Raw genomic sequence first — 15,197 nt, 5'->3', positions numbered from 1 at the left:
ATTGCAGAACGGAGGTCGCCGATGCGCGACATGATGCAACTCGTCCCGATGGTCGTCGAGCAAACCTCGCGTGGCGAACGATCCTTCGACATCTATTCACGGCTGCTGCGCGAGCGGATCATCTTCGTCAACGGCGAGATCGAGGACAACATGGCGGCTCTCGTCTGCGCCCAGCTGCTGTTCCTCGAGGCCGAGAACCCCAAGAAGGAAATCTCGCTCTACATCAATTCGCCCGGTGGCGTGGTGACGTCGGCCCTGGCCATGTACGACACGATGCAGTTCATCAAGGCGCCGGTTGGCACGCTCTGCATGGGCATGGCCATGTCGGCGGGGTCATTCCTGTTGATGGCGGGCGAGCCTGGTAGCCGCATCTGCCTGCCCAATGCCTCGATCATGCTCCACCAGCCCAGCGGCGGCTATCAGGGTAAGGTGACCGATATTCTGATCCATGCCGAGGAGAGCAGGCGGCTCAAGCGGTTGATGCACAACCTCTTCTCCAAGCATTGCGGTCGAAGCTACGAGGAGGTCGAGGCGGCCATGGAGCGCGACAACTTCATGTCGCCAGAGCAGGCGCGGGATTGGGGGCTGGTGGATCACGTCTACCACGATCGCGGGCAGATCGAGATTCCACCAGCCAGTGGTCAGTGACCCATTTCGACCGCTGCCTCGGCCTGGGCATATTGCTCACCCACGCCGAACAGGCGTCCGCTCTCTGCAACAAGGATGCAGATCAGCGCCAGCACGCCCATGCCGAAATAGCCCAGGGCGGTCGGCACCGTGGTGCCGTTGAACAGCTGGCCGACATAGCTGCCGATCAGCGCGCCGCCCACGGTCTGGATGAAGCCGAACACGGCCGAGGCGGTGCCGGCGACGGCGCCGAGCGGTTCCATGGAGAGCGAGTTCATGTTGGACGAGGCCCAGCCGAAGCTGAACATGATGACCGAGAGCAGGGAGAAGAACAGCCACAGCGGCAGCCAGCCGCTCAGGGCGAAGGCCAGCCAGATCCCGCTGAACACGGTGAAGGACAGCATGGCCCCATGCGAGAGCCGCCGCATGCCCAGCCGGCGCACGATGCGCGAGTTGGTGAAGGACGACACGGCCATCAGGCCAGCCATGGCTGCGAAAGCGACGGGGAAATAGACGCCGAGCTGGTAGATATCGACATAGATCTGCTGCGCCGAGCTGATGAAGCCGAACAGCGCGCCGAACAGGAACGTGCCCGCGAGCGCATAGAACAGCGCCACCCGATTGGTGAAGACGATGACGAAACCGCTGGTGATCCCGCTGAAGCTCAGCGGGCGGCGGCTGGTCATCGGCAGCGTCTCGGGCAGGCGGAAATAGGTCCACAGCCAGAAGGCGGCGGCCAGCAGGCCCATAAAGATGAAGATGGTCTGCCACGGCCCGGTCAGCAGCAGCACCTGACCGATGCCCGGCGCAATGATCGGAATGGCCATGAACACCATGAAGGTCAGCGACATGACTTCGGCCATCTCGCGGCCCGAATACCGATCGCGGACCACGGCGGTGGCGATGACGCGAACGCTGGCGGCACCGGCGCCCTGGATGAAGCGCAGCACCAGCAACAAGGCAAAGCTCGGCGCGAAGGCGGCGACAACAGCGGCGACGATGTAGACAGCAATGCCCACCAGCAGCGGCGCTCGACGGCCGAAGCGGTCGGTCAGCGGGCCAAAGGCCAGCACGGCGATGCCCATGCCGAGCATATAGGCCGTGATCACGAACTGCCGCTCGTTCTCACTGGTCACGCCAAGCGCCTCGCCCATGTAGGGCAGGGCGGGCAGCATGACGTCGATGGCCAGCGCGTTGAGGGCCATCAGCGCGGCAATAAGGGCAATGAATTCAGGGCGAGAAAGCACCCGCTTGAAGTGATCAGTCATGGGGAAATCTCGTTGGAAAGTCGACGCAGAACGGCGGCGTCGCGAAAACGTGCGCGAAACATGAACCGCGCACGCAACTTTGGCAAGCTTATATCGGCAACAGCCGATGATTGGCTGCTATGCAGCCTTAAGCGCGAATTTCGGTGCGCGGAGCTCGTTGATCGGCAGGTGTATGGCCGCCGAGGCGACGCCCAGGATGATGCCGAGATACCAGACCAGCGCATAGGACCCGGTGTGGTCATAGGCGAATCCGCCCAGCCAGATTCCCGTGAACGAGCCCAGCTGATGGCTGAAGAAGGCCACGCCATAGAGCATGCCCATATAGCGGGCACCAAAGAACAGGGTCACGAGCCCGGCCGTCAGCGGGACGGTCGAGAGCCAAAGCAGGCCCATGGCGGCGCCGAAGGCATAGGCGGTCAGTTCGCTCACCGGGAACAGCAGGAACAGCCCGATCGCGATGGCGCGCAGCAGGTAGATGCTGGCCAGCAGGATCTGCTTGGGGAAACGGCCGCCCAGCCAACCCGACAGGAGCGAACCGGCGATGTTGAACAGGCCGATGATGGCAATGGCCCAGCCGCCGCTTTCGGGCGGCAACCCGCACTCGACCAGATAGGCGGGCAGGTGGACGTTGATGAAGGCGATGTGGAAGCCACAGACGAAGAAGCCGATGACCAGCAGGCGATAGGAGCCATAACCCCAGGCCTTTGACAGCGCTTCCATGAAGGGCAAGTCGGCTTCACCCGTCGCCGTGGCCTCGGATTTGCCGCGCAGGGCAAAGCTCAGCGGCACGATCAGCAGCAGGATCGCGGCCAGCCAGATCAGGGCAGATTGCCAGCCAAAGGCGTTGATGAAGCCGACGGTGATCGGGGCAAAGACGAACTGGCCGAACGAGGACGCGGCGGTGGCGACGCCGAAGATCAGTGTGCGCTTCTCCTGCGGCACCGAGCGGCCAAACGCCACCATCACGACGCTGAACGAGGAAATGGCGATGCCGACGCCGGTGATGATGCCGGCGGTCACTGCGAGCGTCGAGGCATTGGGGGAAAGGGCCATTAGCACGACGCCCAGTGCATAGAGCAGGGCGCCGCCGGCCAGCACACGGCCGGTGCCGTAGCGGTCGGCCCAGGCGCCTGCGAAGGGCTGGGCGATGCCCCATGCCAGGTTCTGGATAGCCATGGCCATGCCCCAGCCCTCGCGGGTAAGGCCGAGATCAGCGCTCATGGGCAGGGTGAACAGGCCAAAGCCGGTCCGCACGCCATTGCCAATGGCGGCGACAAGGCACCCGGCGATGATCAGCACCAGTAGGGGTACGGCGGAGCGCATGGTTTGCGTCATGACAGGCCTTCCAAATGGGCTTCCTACCTACGACGTGGCGGCGACAAGGGAAAACAATATTGCGGAATGGTAGTCATCACGCCCGCTTATGGGATTGAGCTCCCCCGCAAACAGCAACGCCGGGCTTTGGGCCCGGCGTCTGAAACAATAGTCAGAAGTCGATCAGGCGGTCTGCTTGATCTCGATGCCGGCGTTCTGCATGTGCGTCTGCAGTTCGCCTGCCTGGAACATCTCGCGGACGATGTCAGCGCCGCCGACAAACTCGCCCTTCACGTAGAGCTGGGGGATCGTCGGCCAGTTGGTGTAGGCCTTGATGCCGTCGCGCAGCTCTTCGCTCTCGAGCACGTTGGCACTCCCATAGGTCACGCCGAGGTAGTTGAGGATCTGAACAACCTGACCCGAGAAGCCGCATTGCGGGAAGTCGGGCGAGCCCTTCATGAAGAGGAAGACGTCGTTATTCTTCACCTTTTCGTCGATGAAGGCGTTGATATCGCTCATGGGAGAAACCTTTCGTTGCCGGGGTCAAGAGCCGGTGCTGTTGCCTTTAGATATGACAGGACTTGGGCGGTGTCGAGATCACCATCGCCGGGCGCCGAAGATTGTGAAAGCCTAGGCGAGGCGCGCCGCGATCCAGGGGTGGTTGGCGCAATCGGCGACCGTATCGAACTGCACAGCTTCCCAGCCATGGCGGCGCGCGCCGTCGACTACTTTCGGCGTGTCATCGAAGAATAACGGTGGTTCCGCCTGCGGCCCGATGCGTTGTTCCACGAAATCGAAGAACCCTTTCTCCGGCTTCCGCACGCCGACGCGGGCCGAGTAAAAGATATCCTCGAACAGCTCGCCGAGCTTAAGCTGGGTCCAAAGCCAGTTTGCGCGCAGGTGCTCCTGGTTGGTGGCGATGAACAGGCGGAGATCGGAGCGCGACTTGAGTTTTCGGATGATCGCCAGCAGGTTTTCGTTGAGCACGCTGTCCCGGGTCAGCCAGTAGTGGTTGAACACAACGGGAGATCCCGAATAACCCAGGCTCGGCAGCCGGCGTTCCAGCGCGTCGATCACCGACATTTGCCCGACGACGACCTTCTTGATGAAGATGTCGAAGATGAACTCTTCGGTGAAGCGGACTGGGTCTACGCCCATGTCCTCCATCAGGGAGGTGTCCCAACGGCGAACGTGCTCGGGATTGGCGTGCATGCCATGCACCAACACGCCATCGACGTCGAAGAATACCGCGCGGGTCAACGGGCGGTCTTGGGAATTGCGCCAAGTCCGGCAAGGACTTCGCTGGGGATGTTGAGTTCTTGAATCACGTCATTGTGCCGGCGGAAGCCGATCAGTTCGCGCTGCACGAAATAGGCCCAGACCATCTGGCGGGCCTTGTCGAGTGCGGTGGGGCGATCTTCGGCGGCGGTCTGCAGAGCCGCGATGGCGGCGATGACGCGCTGCTCAGCGGCGCCGAGCGAGGAAGCCCGCTCGGCATTGATTTCGTGCTCGATGGCGGCGGTGCCGGCATCGGGTCGGACGGTGCGGATCAGCTCGAGCGAATCGCGCAGCGTCATCGCGGGCTATTCCGGGACGTTGGTCTGCAGGGCGAGTGCATGGAGGGCACCGCCCATGTCTCCCTGGAAGGCGTCATAGACGATCTTGTGCTGCTGCACGCGCGTCTTGCCACGGAACTGTTCGGAAATGACCGTTGCGGCCCAATGATCACCGTCGCCGGCAAGGTCGCGCAGCTCGATTTCGGCATCGGGCAGAGCAGCCTTGATCCGGCGTTCAATTTCGCTCGCATCCATGGGCATGGCTCTACTCCTTGGTAACACCGGCGGGGTGCCGGACATATACCATCCATATGGCACGGAGGTCGGGTGCCTTCAATATGGGCCGCTCCGATCAGGGAGCGGGAAGGGGCTGGGCGTCCTGCTTGGTCGAGAAATTGGCGATGATGAAGTCAACCAGAGGGCGGGCCCGCTCGGCCTCTGCGGTCGAGTAGATGCAATCGAGCGTATAGCCGTTGCCGCTATCCACGGTTTCGGTGTGCACGATGGTCAGCGGCACGCCCTGCGCAGAATCGGTGCTGGTCCCTTCGTAGATCAGCGCCGTGTTGCTCTGGAACTGGGTGGTGCCCTTGGGGCCAAGCACAAAGCCGGGCAGGGTCTCGCCCCAGCCCTGGGTCACGGCGGCATCATCGAGCGCGGCCAGTGCCCCTTCGGCAGTCCATGTCGTGTCATCAACGGGGACCACAGTCAGCACGCATTGCAGTGGCGCACCGGGGTGATTGATGGTCAGCGGACCACCGATTTCACCGGAGGAAACCATCACGTCGGGATAGATGAGGGTATAGGGCTGATCGGGCAGTGGCGACCCGGTCACGGTAAGCGACTGGGCGAAGGCGGTCACGGGCATGAGGCTGAAAGTGGCTGCCAGAATGTAGCCGATCGCCGGTCGAAAGTTCATCGTTTGCTCCAAAATATGACGCCGCCCTAGGGTGCCAAAGCACTCCAAAGAGCGGCGATCATAAGGCAGATCAAACGATTATGCAGCCTCGCCGTCCATATAGCTGGGGAACCAGCCTTCATGGGCAGCCTTGAGATCGGCGACAGCTACCGGACGCGCCGCGCCCAGAACCAGGTCGGTGCCACCGGTCGTGCCGATCCACGGGGCGAAAATGCCCAGCGACTCGGCTTCGGCCCAGAGCGCCGCAATCTCTTCGCCCTGCGGGTCGAGGTTGATCGCGACGAGGTAACGGCCCTGGTCTTCGCCGAAATACTGCAAAATAGGGTCGTGGCCTTCGATGTCGACAACGGTTGCGCCAATGCCCGAGGCGACAGCCATTTCGGCAAGGCCAACGCCAAGGCCGCCGTCGGAAAGGTCGTGCACGGCCGTTGCGACACCCGAGCGGATCAGCTTGCGCACGAAGTCGCCGGTGCGGCGTTCATGGGCAAGATCGACCGGCGGCGGTGCGCCATCGGCACGGCCAAACAGGTCACGCAGATAGACCGACTGGCCGAGATGGGTGCCGCGATTGGCCGGGGCACCAACGAGCAGGATCACCTGGTCGGCAGCGGCAAAGCCGATGCGTGCCATCTGGTTCCAGTCGGGCAGCAGGCCGACGCCGCCAATGGTCGGGGTCGGCAGGATGCCCTGGCCGTTGGTCTCGTTGTAAAGCGACACGTTGCCCGAAACGATCGGGAAATCCAGCGCCTTGCAGGCCTCGCCGATGCCCTTGATGGCATGCACCAGCTGGCCCATGATTTCGGGGCGTTCGGGATTGCCAAAATTGAGGTTGTCGGTCGCCGCCAGCGGCTCGGCGCCGGTCGCGGTCAGGTTGCGCCAGCATTCGGCCACGGCCTGCTTGCCGCCTTCATAGGGGTCGGCTTCGCAATAGCGCGGGGTCACGTCGGAGGTGAAGGCGAGGCCCTTTGTGGCATGGCCTTCGACGCGGATGACGCCGGCATCGCCACCGGGGCGCTGCAGCGAATTACCCTGGATCAGCGTGTCATACTGCTCATAGACCCAGCGGCGCGAGGAAACCTGGTGGCCGCCCATCAGCTTGAGCAGGGCGTCGGCCACGTCCATCTGCGGGACGTCGTCGGCGGCCAGCATCGGCAGCTTCTTGGGCTCGACCCACGGACGGTCATATTCTGGAGCTTCGTCGCCGAGATCCTTGATCGGCAGATTGGCGACTTCTTCGCCCTGCCACATCACGCGGAAGCGCAGGTCGTCAGTGGTGTGGCCAACGGTGGCGAAGTCGAGTTCCCACTTCTCAAACACGGCGCGCGCGGCGGCTTCCTTCTCGGGATGCAGCACCATGAGCATGCGCTCCTGGCTTTCGCTGAGCATCATCTCGTAGGGGGTCATGTGCTCTTCACGCACCGGCACCTTGTCGAGGTCGAGTTCGATGCCGAGGTCGCCCTTGGCGCCCATTTCGACGGCCGAACAGGTGAGGCCGGCTGCGCCCATGTCCTGGATGGCGATAACCGCGCCGGTCTGCATCAGCTCCAGGCAGGCCTCGAGCAGGCGCTTCTCGGTGAAGGGGTCGCCAACCTGCACTGTGGGGCGCTTCTCTTCGATGTCGTCGCCGAATTCGGCCGACGCCATGGTCGCACCGCCAACGCCGTCACGGCCGGTCTTGGCGCCGAGATAAACGACGGGAAGGCCAACGCCTTCGGCCTTGGAGTAGAAGATCTTGTCCGTGTCAGCAAGGCCAGCCGCGAAAGCGTTGACGAGGATATTGCCATTGTAGCGAGCGTCGAATTCGACTTCGCCGCCGACGGTCGGCACACCGAACGCATTGCCATAGCCACCAACGCCAGCGACGACGCCGTTGACCAGGTGACGGGTCTTCTCATGGTCGGGCGAACCGAAGCGCAGTGCGTTCATTGCCGCCACCGGGCGGGCGCCCATGGTGAAGACGTCGCGCAGAATGCCGCCAACGCCAGTCGCCGCGCCCTGATAGGGCTCGATGAAGCTGGGGTGGTTGTGCGATTCCATCTTGAAGACGATCGCCTGGCCGTCGCCGATATCGACCACGCCGGCATTCTCGCCGGGGCCCTGGATCACGCGGGGGCCAGTGGTCGGCAGGGTCTTCAGCCACTTCTTGGACGACTTGTACGAGCAGTGCTCGTTCCACATCGCCGAGAAAATGCCGAGCTCGGTATAGGTTGGCTGACGGCCGATCAGCGCAACGATCTTGTCGAACTCGTCGGGTTTGAGGCCGTGGTCGGCAACGAGCTGGGCGGTGATGGTGATGTTGTTCTGATAGGTCATGAGCGTACTGTCCGGGAGGGGCGGGCAAGCCATTGGTCGAGACCAATGATGATGAGGCACAGCGCGCCAAGCAGCGCTGTCATGGCAACGGCATTGAGCAGCACCTGTGGGTAGCCCAGCTCAATGGCGTTCAGAATGGGGTAGGGGTATTCTTGCACCCAGGCGCCGCGCGCCATGGCATAGACGAAATAGACCAGCGTCGGCGCCAGCATTACCGGCAGGTTGCGCCATTCCAGTTGGCCGTGACGCTGCGCCAGGCCCCACCACATCAGGTAGAGGATCGGGCAGAGGTAGTGCAGGATATTGTCGGCCAGCAGCCAGGCGCCTTCCAGCACATAGAGATGACGCAGCACGAAGAACACGAAGATGCTGACCAGCGCGATATTGGCCGCCATGAAGCCGCGCACCAGCGGGCGGCGGAACACATCCAGCCAGCCCAGGGGCAGCACTTCGGAGGCGTAGATCAGAACCAGCGTGATGTTGGTCAGGATCGTATAGAACGAAAAAAAGTGGCCGAGTGCACCAGGCATGTCGCGGCCACTATTGAGCATGTTGGGAATCGACAGGCTGAATTGCAGCACCAGTCCGACCATGCCGAATAGCAAGCCGAGCCCCAGCAACAATCGCGCTGGAGCAACTGGTGCGCGCAGGTTCATCAGGCAGCCTTGCCCAGCAGACCCGTGAACAATGCTCGGCCATCGTCGCCGCCATGGGCCGCTTCGATGAGGTTCTCGGGGTGGGGCATCAGGCCCAGCACGTTCTTCTGCTCGTTGAAGATGCCGGCGATGTCGTTGATCGAGCCGTTGGGGTTGGTGCCTTCAGCGTAGCGGAAGGCCACCTGGCCATTGCCCTCGAGGCGAGCGACGGTTTCGGCGTCGGCGAAATAGTTGCCGTCGTGGTGCGCCACCGGGCAACGGAACACCTGGCCCTGCGTGTAGCCGCGGGTGAAGTCGGTGTTAGCGTTGGTGACCTCGAGCTTGACCTCGCGGCAGACGAATTTGAGGCTCATGTTGCGCATCAGCGCGCCGGGCAGCAGGCCTGCCTCGATGAGAATCTGGAAGCCGTTACAGACGCCCAGAACCTTCACACCCTTGGCGGCGCGTTCACGGACGCGGTCCATGATCGGCGAGCGCGCGGCGATGGCGCCACAGCGAAGGTAGTCGCCGTAGGAAAAGCCACCGGGGATCACGATCAGGTCCACATCCGGCAAGTCGGCATCTTGATGCCAGACCGTCGCAGGGGCGGTGCCGGAAACCTTGGTCAGCGCCGCGATCATGTCGCGGTCGCGATTCAAACCGGGAAAGACGATGACGGCGGATTTCATCGGCTGGTCCTCGCTATGTCAGGGGTTAGCGAGGCCCTTGTGATGAGTCTTGGCGCAAAAGGCAAGGGCCGGGAGTGCATATCCCGGCCCTGTGAAGCGAATGGCTCGAAAGTGTTACTCGGCCGGGGTGCTGACCGGCTTGTTGGTGGGCTTAGCGCCTCGGTATGTGCCAGGTAGGTGGGCCCAGGCCGGGCGCTCGAACAGGAAGTGGCCAAAGCCGACGCGCTGCACGATCCAGTACAGGACGAGCGGTGAGACGATGGCGATCGCCATGGTCGCGAGGCTGAGCAGGGTAGGCTCATCAATGCCGACCTTGATCAGGATGGTGCGGGCAATGCCCATGGGCAGCACGAAGGCCACGTAGACCACCAGCGACTGGGTGCCCATCCAGCGCAGCCAGTTCATCCATGGCAGGCGCGTCAGCAGTGCGGCAATGACGCAAAGGGCGGCCGTGCCGGTGAGCGCGAGAGCGAGATGAAGGCCGGGCAGACCGGCATAGCCCATCACCGGATGGATGGGGTCCATCCTGAAGCCGCCGAGGAATACCAGCGCAGCATTGAGGATGGCCCAGATAGCCAGGCCTCCCAGCGCGACCGGGATATTGTCCAGGGCGTGTGCAGTAAGGCGGAACAGGGCCGGGGCCATGACGAACCCAGCATAGAAATACACGAAGTACTCGGCGAACTGATCGAGGAGGTAGCTGCCGGTATGGATGGGGACGATCTGCAGGATTGCCGCGACCCCAAACACCGCCCAGACCGGCGCACGCAGGTCATGCAGCAGCTTGGTGGCGGCGCTGACCACGGCCAGCATGTAGATGAACCACAGGACCCCATAGGGCTGCACGACGGCCCAGGCGAGTTGCTCCACGGCACCCACCGGGTTGGCCGAAAGCAGACCCACCTTGAACACGATGTGGATCAAGGCCCAGAGCGCGTAGAAGTAGAGGTAGTGGACCACCCGGCGGTCTGCGAAGGCGCGCCATGGACGGTCGATCACCTGCGACAGGAAAAGCCCCGAGATCAGGAAGAATTCCGGCATTCGAAACGGGGTGGCGAAAGCGATGGCCCAGTGCAGCGCGCCGACACCGCCCGTGTCTTCCCCGACGCTGGAGGCTGCATACATCATCACGACCAGAAAGATGGAAAGGCCCTTGGCCATATCCACCCATTCCACCCGTTTGGCTGATCCCGTCATCTCATGTCCCCCAAAAGTGGAGGCAGAATACCGCGAAGTTGCTTTCGCATGCGTAATGAGACCGTCACGCCAGGGGGCAATTGCAGTATTGGTAAGAATTTGACTAACCGGAGCACCGCTGCCGGGCGGTAAAAACAGAAAAGCCGCCGCGCGGATATCAATCCATCGCGGACGGCTTTGCTAATTCGTCAGGCTATTGCCGACGGTGATCGTCTTACACCGGCACCGAAGCATAGGCCGCAAAAATCAGGCCGAGGGTGGCGACGAACATAACCGAGAGAGAAATGGTTTTGAGCATGGCGGTATGGTCCTGCGCCAATGGTCGGCGCGACAATTATTATCGCCCGAAGGCGTTAATTTGAAATTTCGACGGAGTAGTTTTCGATCACGGTGTTGGCCAGCAGCTTCTCACACATGCTGTTGAGCGCAGAACGCGCCGCTTCAACGTCCGTTCCATCCAGGACCAGATCAAACACCTTGCCTTGCCGGACAGCGTTAACGCCGGCAAAGCCCAGGCTTTTCAGAGAACCTTCGATGGCCTGGCCCTGCGGATCGAGGACGCCAGCCTTGAGGGTAACGGTGACACGCGCTTTCATCAAAATACCTGGGCTTTCGAAAAGACTACTGCGAGAAAACTACTGAACCAGACGCGGACCGGTGGTCAGCGCATTGTCGGTTTCAACAAGGATGCCCAGACGCTGGGCGACTTCGCGGTAGTTCTCGATGAGGCCGCCAAGGTTCTCGCGGAAGCGATCCTTGTCCATCTTGGTGCGTGTCTTGACGTCCCACAGACGGCAGCTGTCGGGGGAGATCTCGTCAGCCAGCACGATACGCATGAGGTCGCCCTCATAGAGCCGGCCGCATTCGATCTTGAAGTCGACCAGTTGGATGCCAACACCCATGAACAGGCCGGTCAGGAAGTCGTTGACGCGGATGGCCAGGCTCATGATGTCATCGAGTTCGGCTGGAGTGGCCCAGCCGAAAGCGGTGATGTGCTCTTCGCTGACCATGGGGTCATGCAGAGCATCGTCCTTGTAGCAGAATTCGATGATCGAGCGCGGCAGCTGGGTGCCGGGTTCGAGACCGAGGCGCTTCACCAGCGAGCCGGCGGCATAATTGCGCACGATGATCTCGAGCGGGATGATCTCGACTTCCTTGATCAGCTGCTCGCGCATGTTGATGCGGCGAATGAAGTGAGTCGGAATGCCGAGGCCATTGAGCTTGGTGAACACAAACTCGGAGATGCGGTTGTTCAGAACGCCCTTGCCATCGATGATCTCGTGGCGCGCGCCGTCGCCGGCGGTCGTGTCGTCCTTGAAGTACTGAACCAGAGTGCCGGGCTCGGGACCTTCGAAAAGGATCTTGGCCTTGCCCTCGTAGATTTTACGCCGACGGTTCATGTGGAATCCGGACTTGTAGATGGAGGGAGAATTTGGCCGCTTCATGCGCCAGAACGCGGCCAAGATGCAAGCTCTTTTGCATCACGTCACCTGTGCAGGGGGCGATAGGCCCTTCGGAAGGCCGGAACGTAGGGCCGCCCGTTGATTTGACCTCCCGGACCGCCTATGTCGATTGGATAAGCTAAATAGTCGTTTTTGTACGCTACCGGGAGAATTGCATGAGCCAGTTCGAGGATCGTCAGAAGGGCCAGGAGGCGAAATACGCCTTCGACGCTGAAAAGAAGTTCAAGGCGGAAGCCCGCCGCAACAGGCTGCTCGGAATCTGGGTCGCAGAACTGCTAGGGCACACCGGCGATGCCGCAAATGCTTATGCCGCTGAAGTTGTTGCCGCAGACTTTGAGGAAGCCGGCGACGAGGACGTTTTCCGCAAAGTGTCCGGCGATCTCAGGGCCAAGGGTGTCTCGATCGGCGATGACGTGATTCGCCAAAAGATGGCCCAGCTGGTCGTGACCGCCAATGAGCAGGTTGCAGCCGAAGACTAGGAAGTTTGCTACAATTGAATACGGGGAGTTGATCGTGAGGTCGGCTCCCCTTTGTTTTGTGGGCATACAGGTTCATAGTTCTTCCCGCTGTATCGGAAGGGAAGAGAAATGCGTGGACTTGTTCGCTATTTCAGCCTGATCGTTGCGTTGTTGGGGGGACTGTTGATGGGCGGCGTTGCCTACGCCCAGGGCAATGAAACCCGCGTCATCGTTCCGGATGTTCCTGGGGGCGCTATAGTCTCGGGCTGTTATCGCAGCTCCGGGCGGATTTACGGAAAGTACCGACTGGAATTCTGCCTGCTACAGCGCGGCACCTATTCGGTGTCGGGCGGCGGGGTGCGGTGCAACGGCCGCCTCGACTGGACTGGGCGTGGCACTACGGTGAATGTTCAACTGCGCCGTACCTCGTGCGGCAATGGCGTCGCCTGGAGCGCCGACACGATGACCTGCAGGCCCAACCTCGTACTGGGCCTGCTGGCCTTGATCCTTGATCCAAACCGGCCGTTTCTCTCGAGCCTGGTCTGTGACTATCGGCCCGTCGAGGGGAGCAATGAGCGTCCGACGCGCTTCACGGTTCGTCGGATCGATTAGCTTCGCCTAGCGAAAGCGCAAAAAGACGATCAGGGGGCCGATGGCCTCCTGATCGTTGTGGGGAGACGATTTGAGATAGCCGAGACTACCCAATCGTGACCTGGGTTGCGTCGTAGTTCTTGCCGTCCATGTGCCACATAATGGTGACCTTCTCGCCCGCCTTGAGGCCGGGATCCTTGAAGCTGGTCGGCAAGACGTAGGCGATGCCGTTATCAAGCGTCAGCGTATGGTTCTTGAGGTCGAATGCCTTGACCACGCCCTTGATCGACTGGTCGGCGGGCATTGCTGCTGCGGCGGGTGCGGTGGCCGCTGGTGCCGCGGGCGTGCCAACCGGGGCCGCCATTGCGTTTTCGGCAAAGGCGGCGCCGGGTGCGACTGCCAACAGGATGATGGCTACTGGAGCCAGAATTTTGCGCATGACTTGTCTCCGTGAGACGTCGGGACTGATGCCCGTTGTTCAGGTTTTCTAGACGCGTCGGGTCGCGGCTATCAGTGCCGCCGGCGGGTTCAAACCTGCGCGGAGACATTACGAAGCTTGAGGGAATTCAACAAGTTAAGGTAATTTAATCGTCGCCGGCACAATTTCTGACGCAATCGGGGGATTGCGTTGGGTCTGTGGCAAGGTGGGCGATTTTTGGCCCAGACAAATGGGCAGGCTGTCCGCAAATCGGACGCAACGGTGGCACTTTGCCACAAAGGTGGCGCCGGCCCGCCAGGGGCCGGCGCGATGGGCGATTACTCGGCCGCCTTGGCCAGTTCGCTCGACGCCTGCAGCGCTGATCGAGGTCGGCCAGGATGTCGTCGATATGCTCGATGCCGATGGCGAGGCGCACATAGCCTGGCGTCACGCCCGCGGACAGCTGCTCCTCGGGGGAGAGCTGGGAGTGGGTGGTGGTCGCGGGGTGGATGGCGAGCGAGCGCGCATCACCGATATTGGCGGCGTGGTAGAAGAGCTTCAGCGAGTCAATGAAGCGGGCGCCGGCCTCGCGGCCATCGGCCAGCTCGAAGCCCAGCAGGGCGCCCTTGCCGCGCGTCAGATACTTGTCGGCATTGGCCTTGCGGGCGCCGGTTTGCAGCGACGGGTGGTTCACCGAGACGATTTCGGGGCGCTTGGCGAGCCAGGCGGCCACCTTCTCGGCGTTCTCGAAATGGCGATCCACGCGCAGGGCGAGGGTTTCGAGGCCCTGGATGGTGAGGAAGGCGTTGAACGGCGACAGCGCCGCGCCATGGGTGCGCAGCAGCGTGGTGCGGGCCTTGAGGATATAGGCGATCGGGCCGAGCGGCTTGGCTGCCTCAACCCAGACGGCGCCGTGATAAGCCGGGTCCGGACGATTGAGCAGGGGCTGGCGCTCCGGATAAGCGGCCCAGTCGAAATTGCCGCCATCGACGATGATGCCGCCGATCGAGGTGCCGTGGCCGCCCAGATATTTGGTTGAGGAGTAAACCACGACCGCCGCACCATGCTCGAACGGGCGAGCGGTGAGGGGAGCCGCAGTGTTGTCAACGATCAGCGGGATGCCAAATTCGCGGCCAATGGCGGCCACTTCGGCAATCGGCAGGACCGAGAGCTTGGGGTTTGGCAGGGTCTCGGCGTAGTAGGCGCGGGTCCGCTCGTCGGTGGCGCGACGGAAGTTTTCCGGGTCGGACGGATCAACGAAGCGCACTTCGATGCCGGCTTCGCGGAAGGTGTTCTTGAACAGGTTGTAGCTGCCGCCATAGAGGTCGGTCGACGCCACGATGTTGTCGCCGACGATGGCGAGGTTCTGCACGGCATAGGCCGTGGCCGTCTGGCCCGATGCAACGGCCAGCGCTGCCACGCCGCCTTCAAGGGCGGCCACGCGCTGCTCGAGCACGTCGGTCGTGGGGTTGCCGAGGCGAGTGTAGATGTTGCCGAGCTGGCGCAGTGCGAACAGGTCCGAAGCGTGTTCGCTGCTTTCGAACTGGTACGAGGTGGTCTGGTAAATCGGCACGGCGACCGAGCCAGTGGTCGGATCGGAACGCCAGCCGGCGTGCAGTCCCTGGGTTTCTGGATGCTTGGATTTAACGCTCATTGTGGCCTCCCAAAAAGCTGTTGGCGTGAAGTGTTGTAAGGGTAGGAGAGGGCGGCCTGCGGAGCGAGGCTAAATCTACCAATTACCTGGTGATTTTA

The 15,197-nt window shown here is 62.1% G+C and carries 18 protein-coding genes; 3 read left to right on the top strand and 15 right to left on the bottom strand.

The genetic code is table 11. The features are described from left to right. Positions 1-21: 21 nt before the first annotated feature. Entirely contained in the window at positions 22-648 is a 627-nt protein-coding gene (locus ACZ5WT_RS18230) for an ATP-dependent Clp protease proteolytic subunit (RefSeq protein ID WP_464285172.1), read from the top strand. Here the strand turns inward: ACZ5WT_RS18230 and ACZ5WT_RS18225 are convergent. From ACZ5WT_RS18225 to purC, 13 genes are all read right to left on the bottom strand, one after another. Continuing rightward, complete coding sequence (locus ACZ5WT_RS18225; RefSeq protein ID WP_464285171.1) at positions 642-1,895, bottom strand: multidrug effflux MFS transporter; 1,254 nt, start codon at positions 1,893-1,895, stop codon at positions 642-644. The two genes, ACZ5WT_RS18230 and ACZ5WT_RS18225, sit on opposite strands and share 7 nt — an antisense overlap. 117 nt (positions 1,896-2,012) lie before the next feature. After that, positions 2,013-3,230: an MFS transporter gene (locus tag ACZ5WT_RS18220; RefSeq protein WP_464285170.1), complete on the bottom strand. Its 1,218-nt coding sequence runs from the start codon at positions 3,228-3,230 to the stop codon at positions 2,013-2,015. A 162-nt stretch (positions 3,231-3,392) separates the two neighbouring features. Beyond that, complete coding sequence (gene grxD / locus ACZ5WT_RS18215) at positions 3,393-3,728, bottom strand: Grx4 family monothiol glutaredoxin (RefSeq protein WP_464285169.1); 336 nt, start codon at positions 3,726-3,728, stop codon at positions 3,393-3,395. A 111-nt stretch (positions 3,729-3,839) separates the two neighbouring features. After that, positions 3,840-4,469, bottom strand: coding sequence for an HAD family hydrolase (locus ACZ5WT_RS18210; RefSeq protein ID WP_464285168.1), 630 nt, complete (start codon positions 4,467-4,469; stop codon positions 3,840-3,842). Beyond that, on the bottom strand, positions 4,466-4,786 hold the full coding sequence (locus ACZ5WT_RS18205; RefSeq protein ID WP_464285167.1) for a DUF6665 family protein: 321 nt from the start codon (positions 4,784-4,786) through the stop codon (positions 4,466-4,468). The genes ACZ5WT_RS18210 and ACZ5WT_RS18205 overlap by 4 nt, the downstream gene beginning before the upstream one ends. 6 nt (positions 4,787-4,792) lie before the next feature. Then, positions 4,793-5,026, bottom strand: coding sequence for a BolA/IbaG family iron-sulfur metabolism protein (locus ACZ5WT_RS18200; protein WP_464285166.1), 234 nt, complete (start codon positions 5,024-5,026; stop codon positions 4,793-4,795). A gap of 91 nt (positions 5,027-5,117) precedes the next feature. Then, positions 5,118-5,681, bottom strand: a complete 564-nt coding sequence (locus ACZ5WT_RS18195) for a hypothetical protein (protein ID WP_464285165.1) — start codon at positions 5,679-5,681, stop codon at positions 5,118-5,120. Positions 5,682-5,759: 78 nt separating this feature from the next. Continuing rightward, the gene (gene purL / locus ACZ5WT_RS18190) at positions 5,760-7,994 is read right to left on the bottom strand and encodes a phosphoribosylformylglycinamidine synthase subunit PurL (RefSeq protein ID WP_464285164.1); all 2,235 of its coding nucleotides are present in this window, start codon (positions 7,992-7,994) and stop codon (positions 5,760-5,762) included. Further along, positions 7,991-8,650, bottom strand: coding sequence for a Pr6Pr family membrane protein (locus tag ACZ5WT_RS18185; protein WP_464285163.1), 660 nt, complete (start codon positions 8,648-8,650; stop codon positions 7,991-7,993). The genes purL and ACZ5WT_RS18185 overlap by 4 nt, the downstream gene beginning before the upstream one ends. After that, entirely contained in the window at positions 8,650-9,318 is a 669-nt protein-coding gene (gene purQ / locus ACZ5WT_RS18180; RefSeq protein ID WP_464285162.1) for a phosphoribosylformylglycinamidine synthase subunit PurQ, read from the bottom strand. Before purQ ends, ACZ5WT_RS18185 begins: the two co-directional genes overlap by 1 nt. A gap of 114 nt (positions 9,319-9,432) precedes the next feature. After that, a complete protein-coding gene (locus ACZ5WT_RS18175; protein ID WP_464285161.1) occupies positions 9,433-10,515 on the bottom strand; it encodes an acyltransferase family protein in 1,083 nt (360 codons plus the stop codon). Positions 10,516-10,868: 353 nt separating this feature from the next. Beyond that, positions 10,869-11,114: a phosphoribosylformylglycinamidine synthase subunit PurS gene (purS, locus tag ACZ5WT_RS18170; protein ID WP_464285160.1), complete on the bottom strand. Its 246-nt coding sequence runs from the start codon at positions 11,112-11,114 to the stop codon at positions 10,869-10,871. A gap of 36 nt (positions 11,115-11,150) precedes the next feature. Next, entirely contained in the window at positions 11,151-11,915 is a 765-nt protein-coding gene (gene purC / locus ACZ5WT_RS18165) for a phosphoribosylaminoimidazolesuccinocarboxamide synthase (RefSeq protein ID WP_464285159.1), read from the bottom strand. Between the two features lie 218 nt (positions 11,916-12,133). Between purC and ACZ5WT_RS18160 the strand changes: the two genes are divergently transcribed. Together ACZ5WT_RS18160 and ACZ5WT_RS18155 are read left to right on the top strand one after the other, a co-directional pair. Continuing rightward, positions 12,134-12,457 carry a DUF1476 domain-containing protein gene (locus ACZ5WT_RS18160; RefSeq protein ID WP_464285158.1) on the top strand — a complete coding sequence of 108 codons (324 nt, stop codon included), beginning with the start codon at positions 12,134-12,136 and terminating at the stop codon, positions 12,455-12,457. Positions 12,458-12,565: 108 nt separating this feature from the next. Continuing rightward, positions 12,566-13,048, top strand: coding sequence for a hypothetical protein (locus ACZ5WT_RS18155; RefSeq protein WP_464285157.1), 483 nt, complete (start codon positions 12,566-12,568; stop codon positions 13,046-13,048). Positions 13,049-13,133: 85 nt separating this feature from the next. Here ACZ5WT_RS18155 and ACZ5WT_RS18150 read toward each other — a convergent pair whose 3' ends face one another. Continuing rightward, a complete protein-coding gene (locus ACZ5WT_RS18150) occupies positions 13,134-13,466 on the bottom strand; it encodes a DUF1344 domain-containing protein (protein WP_464285156.1) in 333 nt (110 codons plus the stop codon). A 145-nt stretch (positions 13,467-13,611) separates the two neighbouring features. Next, positions 13,612-15,099 carry an O-acetylhomoserine aminocarboxypropyltransferase/cysteine synthase family protein gene (locus ACZ5WT_RS18145; protein WP_464285155.1) on the bottom strand — a complete coding sequence of 496 codons (1,488 nt, stop codon included), beginning with the start codon at positions 15,097-15,099 and terminating at the stop codon, positions 13,612-13,614. Positions 15,100-15,197 lie beyond the last annotated feature (98 nt).

It is taken from the genome of Devosia sp. T2-14, assembly GCF_055397495.1.
This window is presented reverse-complemented; position numbering and strand designations above follow the sequence as displayed.